A 16096-nucleotide genomic window follows, 5' to 3' on the forward strand; every position below is an offset into this window, starting at 1 on the left:
TTGTGATAGAGGATTGCTTCATTTATGGAAAATGAAGTATCTCGCGCTCCGAATAATTCTTCGGCTTCAGAAATTATCATTGATTTTGCTAACTCTCCTGATTTTGGGTCATCAAGAGGTAATGATGATGGCTCTACGAAAGACATGGCATTCCTGAATGCTAATAGTGGTACTAAACACATTAATAAATTTTTCAAAAAAATGATAACTGCTGAGGCGGTTTTTATGACCGGAGGTTGATAAATGGCCGGAGATAAGCAGTTAGGTAACATCGTCTATCAAGTAGAAATGGATGTTGCTCAACTCATTACAGCGCAGCAAAAGGTCAACCAGCGCCTTGACCAGATGGACGGGAGTTTTAATAAATCATCTCAATCCGCTGGTCGTTTCGAGGGGGCATTAAACAAGGTTGGACTTGCTATTGCTGGCGCTTTCACTATTGAAACTGCCAGGCGGCTAATCGAAATTGGCGACCAGATGAATACCCTGCAGGCCAGGGTTGCGCGCCTTAGCCCAAGCGTTGATGCCGCGAAAGAGTCAATGAAGGCGCTGTCAGCTATAGCATCGCAAACCGGGAATAGCCTTTCTGATACTGAACGTCTTTGGGAGACTCTCACCTCAGCCCTCAAAGAAACAGGCGCAACAAATTCACAGATTCTTTCCCTGACTGACACACTTCAAAAAATAGGCACTATCGGCGGGTCGTCTGCTGAGGAAATGTCTAATGCCCTGCGACAGTTCGGGCAATCAATCGCAGGCGGTGTTGTTCGTGCTGAGGAGTTCAACTCCATTCTTGAGCAAATGCCGGAACTGGCAAGGCAGATAGCGGCCGGGTTAGGCATTTCGATTGGTCAGTTAAGACAGCGAATGCTTGAAGGCAAGCTAACTGCTCAAGACGCGCTAAACGCTATCCAGAAACAGTCGGAGAGTGTTAACGCTGAATTCGACAAAATGCCAGTTAGCATCGACAGAGCTAAAAACAGTCTCGATGTTGCCTTTAAAAACGCAATAAGTGATCTGAACCAGGCAATAGGTCTGACATCCACACTTGCGGGATTAATGCAAAGCGTTGCTGATAACCTTAATTATTACAATAACAACGCAGGCGATGCCGGAAGGATGCCAAAACTTATTAAGTTGCAGCAAGAGCTTAATAAGGAAGTTCAGGAAGGGCAGCGCTGGTATGAAAGCGATGCTGTTTTTCAGCAAAGAAGAGGACAGGCTGCCTTTGAGCTTAAGCGCACAGAGCAAGAAATATCCAGCATTCGTGCCAAGGCTGCAAATGAAGCCAAAAACAACCAAGGTTTCAAAAGCCCTTCAACTAACGGTGATGATGCCGCCACCCAAAAGCTTGTCAAAAATTCGGAACGCAGATTAGCACTAGCCAAACTTGAAGGTGAGGCTCGCGCACGGTTGCAGGCTCAATATGATGCGGCCGATGCCGGGATTACTGACCAGAAACGCGTGAAGGCACTACAGGACGAGTATGCCGAGACATACCGGGTAACCGAAGCAAGAAAGCAAAGCAACAAAGAGGGCAAGCAGTCAGCCAGCCAGGCTGAGTCAATAGCGCAGAAACTTGAGGCGCTAAAGCAGCAGTCTCAACTTGCTGCCGACTCAACTGATGAATTGAGCAGAGAGCAGGCAATGCTAAATGCTGAGCTTTCTCTTGGAAAAGGTGCTACCCAGGCTCAAATCCAACAGGCAAGGCAGTATGCTGCGACAAAATGGGACACAGCCAATGCTATTAAGGCACAGGCTGCCGCTGAGAAGCTACTCCCGGAATCGCGAGAGAACGCCAGCTATAAGCAAGACGTGCAAGACCTGAATACTGCATTGTCTGCGAAAAAAATAAGCCAGGAACAATATAACCAAACTTCAGAGAGACTTGAGGCCGAGCATCAAGCTAACCTCGCCAAAATACGCTCTCAGCAAGCAGTTACGCCGCAACAGGAAGCTGCAGGCAGTGTTGATCCAGTTCAGCAGTTAGTAAATGAAAACACCAGAAAACTTGCTCTCATTCAGCAATTCGAGCAGCAAGGGGTTATCTCACATCAGAACGCACTTGCTTTACAGGCAGCCGCTGATCGTAAGTATGAGCAGGAACGCATTGCTGCTCAGTGGGAAATATGGCGAAACCAGAGCGCAGGAAACGAAGCACTTGCTGCCTCATTCGATGCACTTGCTGGTAACGCTTCAAACGCACTAACAGGAATAATTACAGGAAGCATGAGTGCTGAAGGCGCTGCCAGGTCGCTGGCAAGCACGGTGCTCAATAGCCTAGTTAACTCATTCGTCCAGATGGGTGTTGAATGGGCTAAGAACGCCATCATTGGATCCACTACTCAGCAGGCAGCCATAGCAGCAACTACAGCTACCCAGGTCGGCGCTCTTGCCACCACAACAGCGGCAAGCACCGCATCAGCAGCAGCCACGACAGCGGCATGGACACCTGCGGCAATAGTTGCATCAATCGGTTCATTCGGTGGTGCCGCTGCGGTTGGGCTTGGCGCTGTCGTAGCAGCACTCGCTCTTTCTGGTAAGCGCAAAAACGGCGGCCCGGTATCAGCGGGTGGGATGTATCAGGTTGGTGAAGGTGGGATGCCGGAGATTTACCAGGCCAGTACCGGGAAGCAATATATGATTCCGGGCGACAATGGCCGGGTGATAAGCAACAAGGAAATGACAGCGGGGACAGGTGGCGGGGTTGTAATTAACATCCAGAACTACACATCGTCCTCTGTAGATGCTCAGGCCGGAACTGATGGCAATGGCGGCGTGACAGTAGATGTAATTGTCGCCGACCTGAACAATGGCGGCCCAATCAGCAACGCTATAACCAGCAATATGAACGTCAAACGCACGCCAAGGGGGCAGGGCTGATGGCTATTATCGACTACCCAGACTGGCTGCCGCTGGCACAAAAAGCCAGCAAGAATATGACACTCGACACCGGGTTTTTGGCTGACCAGCCAGCAGTCGGCCCGGCTATTTTCCAGAACCTTACTGACGACCTGAAAACCACATGGTCGCTGACGTGGATTTTCACTCTGGACCAGGAGCGCGCTTTCCAGCAGTGGCTGCGCAGCCCGAACTACCTGAATCGCGGTGTTAACTGGTTTCGCATGCCCATCAACATCGGCGGCAGTGGCTTGCAGATTCAGGAGTTGCATTTCACGCAGATGCCGGTGCAAACGAGCATCGACGGCGGCGTGGTGACCTGGACGGGAACCGTTATCGCGAACCACCTCTATAACCCTGACGACGAGTTTGACGACATCATTGTTGAGCTGCCGCCGCCGTGGAATAGCTGGCTGGATATTGTTGTGACTGGTTATCCGGATAATCGTGATCCGGAGTCTCTGCCGAGGGTGCCGTAATGCCGTCCTTTCGTGAATACAAACAACAGCGACCGACGCGTGGGTTATTCGACACCATTACTTTCTATCACCCTTCATTCGGCTACGTCCGCCTGGTAGACAAGCAGTTCTTCGATAAAACACTTGGCGGCCAAGTGTACAAGCCTGCGCGTTTCGAAATTGAAGAGAGCCAACAGAGCGGCACGCCTGTGATTGACGCCACTGTGAAACTTGGACGCCTTTCATCGGACATCAAAGCGCTGATGAAGAAGTGGAAGGGGGCATCCCGATTGACGGCAATCACAGCGACGCGGCAGATATTCGACAGTGGAGATGTGTCTGCGCCGATTAAGTCGTGGCAACTGTACGTCAAAACGGTAGATATCGACGCAGATGCTGCATCAGTGACTCTCTCAGTAACTAACCCGTTAAACAACAATATAGGCCGACTTTATGATCCGCAAGAATACACAGGGCTTCAGTACCTCTGAGTTCGTCAGGCTGGTCATTGGCGTGCCGTGGGCGAACCGCGCCTGCTCGTTCGAGAAGGTAGACTGTTGGGGCTTGGTTATTCTTTATTACCGCCACGTGCTCTGTATTGAGCTACACCAGACACCGGACTACGAAGCCGGGGAGGACTTCTTCACCTGCTATCAGGGAGACGTCGTCTTCTGGCGTCAGGTCGATAACCCAGTAGAGGGCGGGATATTCGTGGGGTACCGCGGCGCACAACCGGCGCATGTTGGACTGGTGCTTAACAGACAAGCCCTGCACTCGCGCGGCGAAAACGGAAGCGTGCGCATGGACTCGTTGCTTGTCATTCAGCGGGCATTCACCAAAGTGGAGTATTTTTGTTATGGCGCTGGTTGAGATATCAAATTTTCCAGGAACGCCTAAGCTGCGTTGCAGGGTGCCAAACGGCACCCTTTTTTATGACTGGCTGGCGGCCAATGACGCCACCTTTCACCGTGACCTGCTGATCATCCGCAACGGCGTGAAGCTGAGTGACGACGATGAGCTGGCGTTTGAGCTGAGCGAACTAGACCACATCCAGATTCACGACCAGCCAAAAGGGATTGTAGAAGATGTTCTGAGCCCGATATTTAAAGTCGTTGGGCAGGTTTTTTCCTTTCTTGCGCCAAAGCCAGCTATCGCAAACACTGGCGGCAATACAGTAGATTCTCCAAATAATAGCCTTACTGGACAGACTAACACCGCGCGCGTCTATAAAGCCAAGCCGGATATTTATGGTCAGGTGAGGTCATTTCCTGACCTTATTCAGGAATCTGTTTTCGAATATGTGCGTCAGAATGATAAAGATGGCGGACTGAAGTACGTGACAGAATGGATGTGCGTCGGAATCGGTAAGTACGATTATGAGTCTGTGCGCTACTCTGAATCGAGTCTGGGCTCGCTGGCCGGTGCCGAGTTTCAATTCTATCAGCCTGGAGAGGTCATTCCGCAGATTGTTGAAGGGTATGGCTTTGATGACGTAGATGGACAGGAGGTTCCCGGGCAGAACGAAGCGGGAGATTTCCCGATAGAAACGGCGACGGCAAATACCGTCGTCAGCGGGACATATTCCGGCGGCCAGATAGCCATGAAAATCGTGAAGCAATCCGACTTCGATTATTTCATGGGGTTAGTGCTGCCGCATGCCGTAACATTCACCATTAACGTTACGTACAGCACGGCTTCTGGCAGTGTCACTACTGACGCTACTTTCTCTGGCACCCTCATCTCTGCGGTGGAAACTAACAATGGGGCGGTTACTAATCCTGTTCGCTGGTACACTTTCACGATGAGCGACCTGCAGGGCCCTCAGGACATCCCGGCAAATGCCACCATCAACACTACGAAATTCATTCTCAACGACAACGAAGCGCTTGTTGTGGGGCCATTCTTCTCGCCAGTTGAATCTTCTCAGCTCTGGCTACACACGCAGTCGAGCCTGGGCGGTAAAAAACAGACGAACTGGAAAGTTGTTATCTGGAAAATCGACGATAATTACAACCAGATACCCGGCACGACCCAAACTTTCACGTATTACCAGGGGACTCCTCACGACCATACGAGCGAAGTTTTTTATCGCACAGATAAGATAACCCCGTCAGGTGGCTTTGGTAAGTATGCGATCAGCTTCCAGCGCACTGATAACTCCAGCGATGCCTCGGTGCTAAAAGTTGAAGAGATTCACGCGATCAACATCAGGACCAACGTCGTTCATCCGACTGACACGCTGGTACGTGTAAAAGTTCGGGCGACAGAAAACGCGCTGGGAAGTCGCGAACGTAAATATAACGCTCTCGTAACGCGCCATACAATCACTTACAACCTGAACACGCAGACTGTAGATTACACGCTGCGACCGTCTCGCTCGTTCGCTGATGCGGTGGCGCATACCTGGCTCATCATGGGTGAGCAGTCGGTCAGCAGCATTGACCTGTACGGTCTGTACTCTATTGCTGAGAGTCTGCCTGACGATCGTCTGGGTTACTTCGACTACACTTTTGACGACGAAAACGACTCGTTAGGCGACCGTGTGCAGGCGATATGCAATGCGGCGTCTGTTATCGCATATTGGGATGATGGAGTGCTGACGTTCACCCGCGACCAAAAGGTTGATTATCCGGCCGCAGTATTCAACCGGGCCAACATGAAGACGGACGAATACAAAATGACGTACGAGGCCACTCTTCCCGGCGGTTATGACGGCGTTCAGGTGTCCTATGTTCACCCCACAACGAACAATAAGACGTACATCAACTACCGCGTGCTGAACGGCGCTATCGTCGAGCAGGAAGCAGAGAACCCCAATAAACTGGAGATTATCGGATTCCGCAACGAGTATCAGGCGCGTGATAGGGCGATGAGGGAAGTTAAGCGGCTGATTTACTCGCGTGTGAAGATGAACGCAAAAGTTTTCGAAGATGGCATTATCCAGGTGGGTAGCGTCATTCAGATGCCGGACATCTACGACAGTAATCAGCAGCAGGGATACATCACCGGCCGCGCCGGAAACAACTTTGATACCAGCGAGCCGATAACCTTTACAGGCGATATGTATGTGCTTGTCACCGACAGCCTGGGGAATCCGACGTTACGCTATCCAGCTTCGCCTCGAACGGACACTAAATACGGATTCACCGCGGCAATACCAAACATTCAGCTCAATATCTGGAATGGAGATACGGTGCAACTCCCGTCGCGTTATCTCATCGCGACAGTGGAAGAGCTGGACAGTCAGTTATGGACTGTCAACAGCATCAAACCAAACACGGATAACACGGTATCACTGACTGTCGCGGAATACAGCGACGCCATCTACCAATAAGACATTCCCGACAATCCCAACCCGGCCATAGCGCCGGGTTTTTTTATGGAAAAAATATGGCTACGCAACCTACTAATAATCCAGTACCGAGTGAATCTCCGCGCGACCTGAAGTTTAACGCCGGTAAAATCGACGAGTTTGTTACTTCGCTTGTCACTACATATGTTGACCGTTTCGGTAATGAACATTACACAATAGAGGGCTTGAACCAACTTGCACGCCAGGCTATTGCTGCATTTGGCTGGATACCGGTTGGCACTTTCCAGGCAGGGGCAACAATCTCATTGCCAAATCAGATCCTGAAAGACACAACAGACGGTGAATATTACCGCTGGGATGGGCCTCTGCCGAAGGTTATTCCTGCCGGATCTACTCCTGCATCTACAGGCGGAACTGGTGTTGGAGCATGGATTAGCGTTGGAGACTCTACGCTTAGGTCAATGTTGGCGTCATCAACGGGGGCAGGGCTCATTGGAACCAATCATCGTGGAACCCTTGCTGCAGACTTGAACGCCATTGACCGACGTCCTGATGGGTATGCTACTGGCGTGGCCGGGGTTTTATCTAACGGGCGCGATGTTGAGATAGATAAAGATATATCAACGAACTCCAATACATATGTCCCTGAGATGCAGTCCCGCATGGTCTACCGACTGGATTCCAATCAGTTTGTTGAAGGAAGAGGAGGTAAGGTTACAGATACCTCAGGTAAATCTGCGGTTTACGGGATGCTTGGTACTGACGCAGCTCCTACAACCAATGTAACAATCAATGATATTCAGGCTGGCGGCACTTCTTCTCCGACAGATAACACTAATGAGGCCATTTCCTCGTTCGCGTTATTAACTCGTTACACCAAAAACCTGATTGTGCGTGGGGTTCGCTCCTTCGCAGGTCTTGCAGGTGGCGTCTATGTCAGCCAGGCAAGGAACGCGATTGTTAATGACGTTATTACCGAAAAACAGGTCTACCATACTGGTGATGATGTCGGCGGCGGTCGTGCTGGTTATTCAGTTCTTACGGACAACGCCAAAGAAACCATCATCAATAACGTGATGCAGACGGTAGAGGCTGCACCGAACGGCCGACACCTGCTGTATATGTCCACTGGCTCCGGCGGCGATACTAACGGCAACGTAAACGTTATTGCCAACAATATGATAGGTCGCTGGATTGGTCGAGACGACCGCAACCAGTGGATGCTCGCAATCCGCGCTTCTCAACGTTTCATCCTGAATAACGCGATTCAGGAGGGCGGCAACGGTGGCATGATTTTCAATGACGAAAACAACAACATTACTGATTACATCGCCTCTAACATGGTTTTCCAGACCATTAAATACGCCGCTGGAGTTCCTGTTTATGCCGTTGGTCAAGGCCAGTCTCCAACTTACAAATCCAACAGGTGGCTTATTACTAACCAGAACATCTATGCTGTTCCTAAAGACTCAACTGTAGGGCGCACAGACATTATTGCGTTTAATATCTCCGGTAATAACGGGATGTTGAGTAACGCCGTGATAACCTGCCCCGGTGAATCAACGCCTATTTTGGTTGGGCACGACACGCAAAGCGTCCAGAACATCACTATAGCTAACATTCACGATAATATTGGTGGTGGTAGTAGCGGCACCCCTGCTCCATTGATAGCATTCACTGGCAGTGCAGTATCCAATGTTACTGTTCGTGGAATAACAACATCACGCTCTCCTGTATTTCAAAGACTTGGCGTGGTAACAGATCTGACGGTTGATTTTACTCGCAAGGCAAGAATTTCATTTAATGCCGGGGCTGTTACTAAAGCTGACGTGGAAGGAATCACAGCAACAGTAACACCTTCTGCAACAGGTTTTACTATTGCGTTCCCTAGCCACATTACCCAAAAAGCTGTAGATAACCTTGTTATTCGAATGCTTGGTGCCGGTCAAGTCAACATCGCTTCTATTGGAGCGAAAACAGTAACTTTTAACACTTATACCAACGGTGGTGCTGTGTTAAGTATGCTGACGGGAAGCTACACCTTTGATCTGACTCTCTTTAGTTAGAATAAGTCATAATAATATGAGCAATCTAAAATATACGGGCGTAACCGCCCGTGTATTTACTTAAATTTAAAAACAATGGCATCCTTGTAATAAAAAGTGTCAAACAGTGCGTCTGAATAAATTGTTTGTTTGTCATTTTTCCTCAAGAAAATCTCGTATTCCTCTGCAATCTTCGGTGCAGGGTATCCAGAAGAAATACCATACTGAGACATAAGGCTATATTTAAATCTATAGTTATTAAAGGCGGAAATAACCATATATCTAGCCATGCCAAATGATTTAGTTACCCGCAAAGCATATTTTGGTAATCTTGGTTTGCCAGTTATGTATATGTTTTTGTGATCTGCGTTATAATGTTTGAAGTATACGCTAGCTATTTGCGTTGCTAAAAATCTATCATTTCTCTCAACCGCGTTCATCGCTCCTGATATGATGTATGAAAAAATAAAAGAAATGATAATCATAGCTGACGAACAGGTAGCTGTTACAGTTGAAGACCATCCAGTAGAAATATAAACCAAAAACATCATAATAATTGATGAAGCCATCATGGTTCTTGGTGCTATAGCTGGTCTCTCAAACATAGACAGCGCCCCAAAAGAGCACAGAAACAAAATAATGATAAACAGAACGCAATATAATGCTTTGAGTGAAAATCCAAATTTTTTTACGCATGATGCAATTGATGCGGCAATTGCGACAAACCACAATGTTAAATAAAATCTTGGTGAATTATCAATCAAAAACCTAAAGTAATTTATAAAATTATTGTACACCCTTAAAGGAAATTCTTTATTTAATTGTAAAATTTTGGAATTGGATATTGCGTAGTCACTAAGGTGAGCTATTGGCATTACCAGCTTTGAATATACGACGTAGCTAACTAAAATCGTCAAAGCAAGATAAAAAGCCAACTTTATGTCAAAGCGATCCCTGCGTAAATAATCATTAAATATGATACAAATAGACATCGCTATATATGCATTTATGGATGCCTGGTACAAGCTCAATGATGCAGTTAACATGGCAAAAGAGGTGAGCAGCATTATCCTGCCCCTGGGGCTTGCAATAGCTGCTAAAACAGCAAGCAAGAAAGATGCAGCCATCAATGCAGAGTCATGCCTGAACTGAATGTTTCCCACCCAAAAAGGGTTGCAAACCGGCAGAGAGCATATAAGAAAAACCTTCAGCCTACTTGTGATATCCATTTGCACACAAAAGGCGTAGGCTGATGCGACTAATAATGCCGATGATATTATTAGCGTTAAAGGGAAAACATCCAACAGCGACCCATCACCAAAGACATTTTTACCATTAGGGAATAGCGACATGGCGCTCATCATAAAAGATGCAAGTGGCCTGCCATTTTCCTCCCATCCTGAGTTTCCAGTGTCAGACCTTAGCCAGTCATCAACAAAGTAGTTGTTGTTAATGGCGAATGGGAGTATGAATAATATAGATAACAAGAATGACCAACTTAAAGACCACCTGTTTCTATAAACCCTATTTATATCAATCACGGTTATCCCCTTTTCTTTTGATAATAAAACGAGGCCTGTTTTTTACCTCAATGTAAATTCTTCCGATGTACTCACCAAGAACGCCAATCCCTATCAGCTGAATTCCTCCCAGGAAGAGAATCGAAACCAGAAGAGAAGGGTAACCCCTGACCGGGTTTCCAAAGGCCAGTGTATCGACAATCATCCATGCGCCATACATAAACGCAAAGCCAGCAACCACCAGGCCAATGTATGTCCACATTCTAAGTGGGAAGGTGGAGAAGCTTGTAATGCCCTCAAGCGCCAGGTTCCACAGTTTCCAACCATTGAATTTTGTGTTACCTGCAATACGTTCAGCGCGGGTGTATTCCACAATATCAGTGCGGCCGCCAACCCATGACAGAACGCCTTTCATGAACAGGTTTCGCTCTGGCAGGAGCTTGATGTTTTCCACGACTTCCCGAGACATGAGTCTGAAATCACCTACGTTCTCTTCGATCTTCGGGTTACTGATTTTGTTATGCAGCTTATAGAACATTTCAGCGCTTTTGCGCTTCAGGCGACCATCAGTGGAACGGTCTGTACGTTTAGCCAAGACGACATCCGCCCCGGCCTGCCAGCGTTCAATCAGTTGCGGGATAACTTCAATCGGGTCCTGCAAATCGACGTCAATCGGAATCACTGCGTCGCCGGTGGCATGGTCCAGCCCTGCAAATAGCGCCGGCTCTTTGCCGAAATTGCGGGTGAAGGATAGGGGCACAACAAGCGGATCAGAAACGGCCAGCGCATTGATAATCGACTCTGTAGCGTCTTTGCTGCCGTCATTGATGAATACTATTTCTACCTCAAACGATTTGAGTGGTTCATATTCTCTGACGGTTTTATAAAAAATAGGGATTGTGTCTTCTTCATTGAAGACCGGAACCACGAGTGAAATCTTCATTTTGCTTCCCTGAAGACGATGTATTTCGAATAGATAAACCCGCACACAAGGCTTATAACTGAGAACACGACCAGTGTCACAACTGGCGGGAGAGAGCATTTATCAGCGGCCCATCCAACAGCTGCGCTAAGCGAGCCCATGAAGCCCACGTAAAGCATATAGCGCGACGTGGTTGTGGAACTGTTGAACGTAAAGCGAGCGTTTGCAAAGAAGCTAAAGCTTACCGCAACAACGAATCCGCTGAAGTTCGCCAGCGCCTGGCTGGTTCCCAGCGCATAGAAGCACGCGGCAAATACCACCCAATGGATTAGCGTGTTGAGCACGCCCACAGAGGCGTACTTTGTAAAGAGCTTGAGCATATCTAAGTCCGTTAGATTTGAAGGGGAAGAGTCTAGCATCGGACGCCGCATCGATCGACGGTGAGTGGGACAGAAGTGAGACGCGCAAGGCTTTGCACCGGTTTGCACAGCTTTGCATGTTTTAGCGTCATGGGACGTGTGAGCGCAGGTATGACGCTGTAAGTTATTGTGTTAAAAGGTAGTTCTAGGAACTTCTAAGCCGTGGGTCGCAGGTTCGAGTCCTGCAGGGCGCGCCATTATTATTCATCAGGCTTTCAGTTAATCCTTAATGGATAACATTGCGTCCAGTTGTAGTTAACCCTCGCTAATATCAGTTCGCCGGTGACATCGCCGAAATCCATGTCCTGACGCTTAAGAAAAAATTGACGTAGCGTGGCGGGTAAAAACGCGGCGTTATAGCGCAGAAGCGTGCTGTGCCAGAATGGCGCGGGTAACGCGCTGCCGTGATGACGCCGCAGTAACTCATTTTTCCAGTCAGTTTCCAGCACCTTTTCGCAGAATGACTGACGCAGGGCTATCGCCGGGTTTTCAGGAATGCCCGCCAGCAGTAACTGACCGGGCAGCGCCACTAACTGAAGATTTCTGATAATAATTTTTTTCGCATCAAACTGAGTCCAGAGCGTGGTCAATTGCTCCACGTTGGCTGGCAATGGCTCGTTTATGTTATAGAGCGGTAGCGTCAGGGGTAAGAAAGTAAAATGTAAACCGTGTGCGGGAAGAATATCGGCAAGCGGATCATCCTGTGTGAGCTGTTGTAGCTCGCACAGCAGGCGTGAAACCTTCACGGGCACGGTCGGTTGTATGCCAGTGGCAAGCGCAAGCTTTAGCGGATCGTAGTAGTTTTCTTTTCTGATTTCCCCGATGCCTGCGTTTTTCGCCCAGATCGCGAGAGTATTTTCGTTCGCGGTACGGTACATCTCTTGCAGGTTTATAGTATTCATGGCTGACCTTATAGCATGGGGGTTAGTACAGAGTATTCATTATGAAAGGTATTGCTATCAGATTCGCCGCCTTTATCGCGCGCTGCCTAAATCGCGATCGTGCGCTTTACCCTCGAGCATAAGCGTCGTTTCCTCAATGCGGGTGAAACGTCCCTTGTCGTCGGTTTCGGCGAACATATAGACCTCCATCACCACCTCTTCTCCGTCGCGCTTTGTGCACTGAACACGGTGCCGGGTGGCGTAGCGTCTCCCGTCGCGCAGTTCATCAAGCACATCGATGCTGGCGAACGAAATGAGTTCCCTCAGTTTACGTGCATGATGAGCGAACCCCTGACGGTCGTCCCAGGCACCATCGGTGCGCTGCCGGTAGTCAGGGCTAAAGTAACTATCAAGCACGTCTTCAAGCGGGCGTTCCTGCTGGTTAAGCAGGGCATTCAGAACGGTATCAATGGTAAAAGTTTGCATGGGAGTTCCTCTGTGTGGTTTGCAGACAGTTTACCGTTGAGGAGGGTGGCTTCAGTACGCTATAAAAGACATCTGATAATCTTTTGACGCCACGGATGACTGATTCGCTAATCCCCTTATCCCTTGCTTCATCGACAGACGGACCCGTGTTAATGGCCGTGTTGCGCCGATCGGGGGCGATACGGGAAACGCCCCTGCATCAGCACGCGCGTGGACAACTCCTTGGCGCCGAACAGGGCCTGCTGACGGTTGATGCCGGGAATGCCCGTTGGGTGGTGCCTGCAACGCATGCGGTCTGGATACCTCCGGCAACGCCACACGGTTTATGTTCACATGGCCCTTATTCAGGATGGAATGTGTATATCGCGGCGGCGGCCTGCGATGCCTTACCCGATGCCCCCTGTATTCTCACCCTTTCCGGCCTGTTAAGAGAGGCGGTGACACGCGCGGCAACCTGGAAGGAAAATCATCTTACAGCATCGCAGCAACGGCTCGCTGGCGTCATTCTTGATGAGATAGCGTCACTGCCCCAGGTTAACCTCGGGCTGCCCATGCCGCAGGATGCGCGCCTTATCAGGATCGCGCGGGCGCTTTCAGCCAGGCCAGATGACGCTCGCAGACTGGAGGAGTGGGCCGCATGGGCCGGGCTATCCTCACGCACGCTGACGAGACGATTCAGTGCCGAAACCGGATTCAGCTTTACGCAGTGGCGACAGCGCGTGCGGTTGCTAAAAGCGCTCGAACTTCTGGCGGCGGGTAAACCTGTCACTGCGGTTGCGCTGGATTTGGGTTACGACAATGTCAGCACGTTTATTGCCTTATTTCGCCGGGTGTTTGGCACGACGCCTGGTCGGTATCAGATTTGATTTCTGGCGGCCTGAACAAACAACCGTGAGCCACTCTTCCGCCCGTGCTTCGCTAATCCCAGACACCGCTTGCGTATAAAGATGCCGCTAACGCAGGCGTCACTGGTGAGTGATGACAGCGCATCCGGAGATACGCGCGCCGGTTTGTCTGCCACCGGCGCGCGGTACTGCAATGAATGCCGTTTACGCCGTCATGCCGCCATCAATGACCAGCTCCGCGCCGCTGATATACGTGCTTTCGTCCGAGGCAAGGAACAGGGCGGCGGCGGCCACTTCGTCGGGGTGGCCTAAGCGCCCTGCCGGGATGCGCGCGTTCATCATTTGCCTGAACTCATCACTCACTTTGTCAAACATCGGCGTATCCGTGGGGCCGGGGCTTAGCGTATTCACTCTGATGCCGCGCGGCGCAAGCTCCGCGTTCCACGTGCGGGCATAGGAGCGCACCGCGGCTTTAGTCGCAGAATAGGTGCCATAACCGGCATTAGCCATGGAGCCTGCGATCGAGCCGAGCAACACGATGGCTCCACCATCGTTCATATGCCGGACCGCGCGCTGCGTCGTTAACACCATAGCACGCACGTTGAGGCCGAAAGCGCGGTCGAGATGCTCTTCCGTGGTCTCTTCCAGGCTCGCCGGCTCGGAGACGCCTGAGGAGTAGACCAGAATGTCGAGACGTCCGGCTTTTGTCTGAATGGTGTCAAAAAGGCGGGTGAGGTCGTCGGTCTTTGTGAGGTCGCAGGGAATGGCGTCAATCTGACCGCCGATGTCAGCCACTGCATTGGCGAGCTGCGCTTCGCGTCGGGCGGTGATAAACACATGCGCGCCTTCCTGCACAAAACGGCGCGCGATAGCAAGCCCGATACCGCTGTTGCCGCCTGTCACCAGGACGGTCTTTCCTTCAAGTTTCAACATGGCTACTCCAGAAAGAGGGGGTGGAAGCCAGATGATACATTTTGTATATTTACGGTCAATTACGCACCTGATGTACACCAGATATAGAGAAGGTAACCACATGTCGACGGATATCGCTGCCCAACTGGCTGAAATCAACAGCACCCGCCCTGTTCTGGAGCAGGTAGCCAACAAATGGTCGGTATTGATTCTGACCGTACTGTGCACCCAGCCCGCGCGCTTTAACGCCATTAAACGCAGGCTGGATCCGATCACGCATAAGGCCCTGACGGAGGCGCTGCGTCGCCTTGAGCGCAACGGCCTGGTCAGCCGTCGCGTCATTGCGTCATCGCCTGTGGCGGTTGAGTATTCGATTACGCCGCTCGGGCGAACGCTGCAGGAACCGTTTGTGGCGCTGGTGAGCTGGGCCAGGCAGCATGGCGCGGCTATCGAACAGGCGCAGGTGGGTTACGACGAGCGTCTTGCTGCTGATGAAACCGTCTGACGAATAAGGCCTGGCAGGCATCGCTTCTTACCAAACATGGCGGAGAATTTATGGATATCACCCCTTTTTACACCCGCATTGAAGGCGTTTTTTATCGGGCGATCGATCCCGCGTACCGGGACTTTGCGTTATCAGGCTCCAGGGCGCCGGGGCGGTATTCACGGGGCGATCAACCCACGCTGTATTTGAGTTCTTCACCGCAGGGCGTTGAGGCGGCCATGCAAGCGCATCGCGATAACAGAGCCAGCCTGGAAATCGTCAACGTCAGCGTGGTGGCCGAGAAGATTTTTGATCTGCGCAATACTGACGCCGTTATTGCGGCCGGGATCGACATCAATGACGCGATTGCGCCGTGGCAGGAGACGGTGAAAGCAGGCGGCATTCCGCCGTCATGGCAGGTGCGCGCGCGTCTGGAATCACTGGGCATGAACGGACTGATTGACCCTTCACGCAAAGCGCCTGGCCTCTGGCATCTGGTGCTGTTTTCATGGAATGAGAACAGCCACGCTCAGGTGCGAATGATTAAATGAGGCCTTACAGCCCCATCCACAACGCGATTAACGCCAGCAGCGCAGGCAGCGCCTGAACATAAAGTATTTTCCTGCTGGCGGTAATGGCACCAAAGATCCCGGCAATCAGCACGCAAACCAGAAAGAAAAACTTGAACGTTAAACCGCTGTCGCCGAGCCACAGCCCGCAGAATAACCCCGCCGCTAAAAAGCCGTTATAGAGCCCCTGATTGGCGGCCAGCACCCGGCTGTCGCGCGCGAAGTCGGCGCTCAGATTAAACGCCTTATGGCCTGTTTTCGTATCCCATAAAAACATTTCGAGCACGACGATATAGACATGAATAATGGCGACAAGCGCAATAAGAATGGTGGCTACCATA

Annotated in this window: 17 protein-coding genes; 10 read left to right on the forward strand and 7 right to left on the reverse strand. The window is 50.4% G+C overall.

What is annotated here, in order from left to right:
* Positions 1-24 precede the first annotated feature (24 nt).
* From ACUW6V_RS04575 to ACUW6V_RS04605, 7 genes are read left to right on the forward strand one after another with little or no spacing between them, the layout of a single operon-like run.
* Positions 25-240 (forward strand): hypothetical protein, encoded by a 216-nt coding sequence (locus tag ACUW6V_RS04575; protein ID WP_129560377.1) that lies wholly within the window; start codon positions 25-27, stop codon positions 238-240.
* A 3-nt stretch (positions 241-243) separates the two neighbouring features.
* Positions 244-2883, forward strand: a complete 2640-nt coding sequence (locus tag ACUW6V_RS04580; RefSeq protein ID WP_454038062.1) for a tape measure protein — start codon at positions 244-246, stop codon at positions 2881-2883.
* Positions 2883-3380 carry a hypothetical protein gene (locus ACUW6V_RS04585; protein ID WP_454038063.1) on the forward strand — a complete coding sequence of 166 codons (498 nt, stop codon included), beginning with the start codon at positions 2883-2885 and terminating at the stop codon, positions 3378-3380. The genes ACUW6V_RS04580 and ACUW6V_RS04585 overlap by 1 nt, the downstream gene beginning before the upstream one ends.
* Positions 3380-3850: a hypothetical protein gene (locus tag ACUW6V_RS04590; protein ID WP_105517433.1), complete on the forward strand. Its 471-nt coding sequence runs from the start codon at positions 3380-3382 to the stop codon at positions 3848-3850. Before ACUW6V_RS04585 ends, ACUW6V_RS04590 begins: the two co-directional genes overlap by 1 nt.
* On the forward strand, positions 3813-4229 hold the full coding sequence (locus ACUW6V_RS04595) for an NlpC/P60 family protein (RefSeq protein WP_161593535.1): 417 nt from the start codon (positions 3813-3815) through the stop codon (positions 4227-4229). The genes ACUW6V_RS04590 and ACUW6V_RS04595 overlap by 38 nt, the downstream gene beginning before the upstream one ends.
* Positions 4216-6693: a host specificity factor TipJ family phage tail protein gene (locus ACUW6V_RS04600; RefSeq protein ID WP_454038064.1), complete on the forward strand. Its 2478-nt coding sequence runs from the start codon at positions 4216-4218 to the stop codon at positions 6691-6693. Before ACUW6V_RS04595 ends, ACUW6V_RS04600 begins: the two co-directional genes overlap by 14 nt.
* A gap of 56 nt (positions 6694-6749) precedes the next feature.
* The gene (locus ACUW6V_RS04605; RefSeq protein WP_085406969.1) at positions 6750-8738 is read left to right on the forward strand and encodes a tail fiber/spike domain-containing protein; all 1989 of its coding nucleotides are present in this window, start codon (positions 6750-6752) and stop codon (positions 8736-8738) included.
* A gap of 56 nt (positions 8739-8794) precedes the next feature.
* On the opposite strand, the gene ACUW6V_RS04610 is transcribed toward ACUW6V_RS04605, so the two are convergent.
* The 5 genes from ACUW6V_RS04610 to ACUW6V_RS04630 all read right to left on the reverse strand — a co-directional run bounded on the left by ACUW6V_RS04610 (position 8795) and on the right by ACUW6V_RS04630 (position 12945).
* Positions 8795-10258 carry a glucosyltransferase domain-containing protein gene (locus ACUW6V_RS04610; protein ID WP_165756517.1) on the reverse strand — a complete coding sequence of 488 codons (1464 nt, stop codon included), beginning with the start codon at positions 10256-10258 and terminating at the stop codon, positions 8795-8797.
* Positions 10251-11180 (reverse strand): glycosyltransferase family 2 protein, encoded by a 930-nt coding sequence (locus tag ACUW6V_RS04615; protein ID WP_029039584.1) that lies wholly within the window; start codon positions 11178-11180, stop codon positions 10251-10253. Before ACUW6V_RS04615 ends, ACUW6V_RS04610 begins: the two co-directional genes overlap by 8 nt.
* The gene (locus tag ACUW6V_RS04620; RefSeq protein WP_085343132.1) at positions 11177-11539 is read right to left on the reverse strand and encodes a GtrA family protein; all 363 of its coding nucleotides are present in this window, start codon (positions 11537-11539) and stop codon (positions 11177-11179) included. Before ACUW6V_RS04620 ends, ACUW6V_RS04615 begins: the two co-directional genes overlap by 4 nt.
* Positions 11540-11793: 254 nt before the next feature.
* Positions 11794-12480, reverse strand: coding sequence for a hypothetical protein (locus tag ACUW6V_RS04625; RefSeq protein ID WP_454038065.1), 687 nt, complete (start codon positions 12478-12480; stop codon positions 11794-11796).
* A gap of 72 nt (positions 12481-12552) precedes the next feature.
* Complete coding sequence (locus tag ACUW6V_RS04630; protein ID WP_007865406.1) at positions 12553-12945, reverse strand: nuclear transport factor 2 family protein; 393 nt, start codon at positions 12943-12945, stop codon at positions 12553-12555.
* Between the two features lie 356 nt (positions 12946-13301).
* On the opposite strand from ACUW6V_RS04630, the gene ACUW6V_RS04635 reads away from it, so the two are divergent.
* A complete protein-coding gene (locus tag ACUW6V_RS04635) occupies positions 13302-13811 on the forward strand; it encodes an AraC family transcriptional regulator (protein ID WP_007865408.1) in 510 nt (169 codons plus the stop codon).
* Between the two features lie 183 nt (positions 13812-13994).
* Here ACUW6V_RS04635 and ACUW6V_RS04640 read toward each other — a convergent pair whose 3' ends face one another.
* On the reverse strand, positions 13995-14723 hold the full coding sequence (locus ACUW6V_RS04640) for an SDR family NAD(P)-dependent oxidoreductase (RefSeq protein WP_054623839.1): 729 nt from the start codon (positions 14721-14723) through the stop codon (positions 13995-13997).
* Between the two features lie 100 nt (positions 14724-14823).
* Between ACUW6V_RS04640 and ACUW6V_RS04645 the strand changes: the two genes are divergently transcribed.
* Together ACUW6V_RS04645 and ACUW6V_RS04650 are read left to right on the forward strand one after the other, a co-directional pair.
* Positions 14824-15207, forward strand: a complete 384-nt coding sequence (locus tag ACUW6V_RS04645; RefSeq protein ID WP_097582220.1) for a winged helix-turn-helix transcriptional regulator — start codon at positions 14824-14826, stop codon at positions 15205-15207.
* Between the two features lie 50 nt (positions 15208-15257).
* Positions 15258-15737, forward strand: a complete 480-nt coding sequence (locus tag ACUW6V_RS04650; RefSeq protein ID WP_454038066.1) for an RES family NAD+ phosphorylase — start codon at positions 15258-15260, stop codon at positions 15735-15737.
* Positions 15738-15741: 4 nt separating this feature from the next.
* Here ACUW6V_RS04650 and ACUW6V_RS04655 read toward each other — a convergent pair whose 3' ends face one another.
* On the reverse strand, positions 15742-16095 hold the full coding sequence (locus ACUW6V_RS04655) for a DUF1304 domain-containing protein (RefSeq protein ID WP_063264958.1): 354 nt from the start codon (positions 16093-16095) through the stop codon (positions 15742-15744).
* Between the last annotated feature and the right edge of the window lies 1 nt (position 16096).

The sequence above is a fragment of the Cronobacter sp. 153480017-3 genome, from assembly GCF_053627815.1.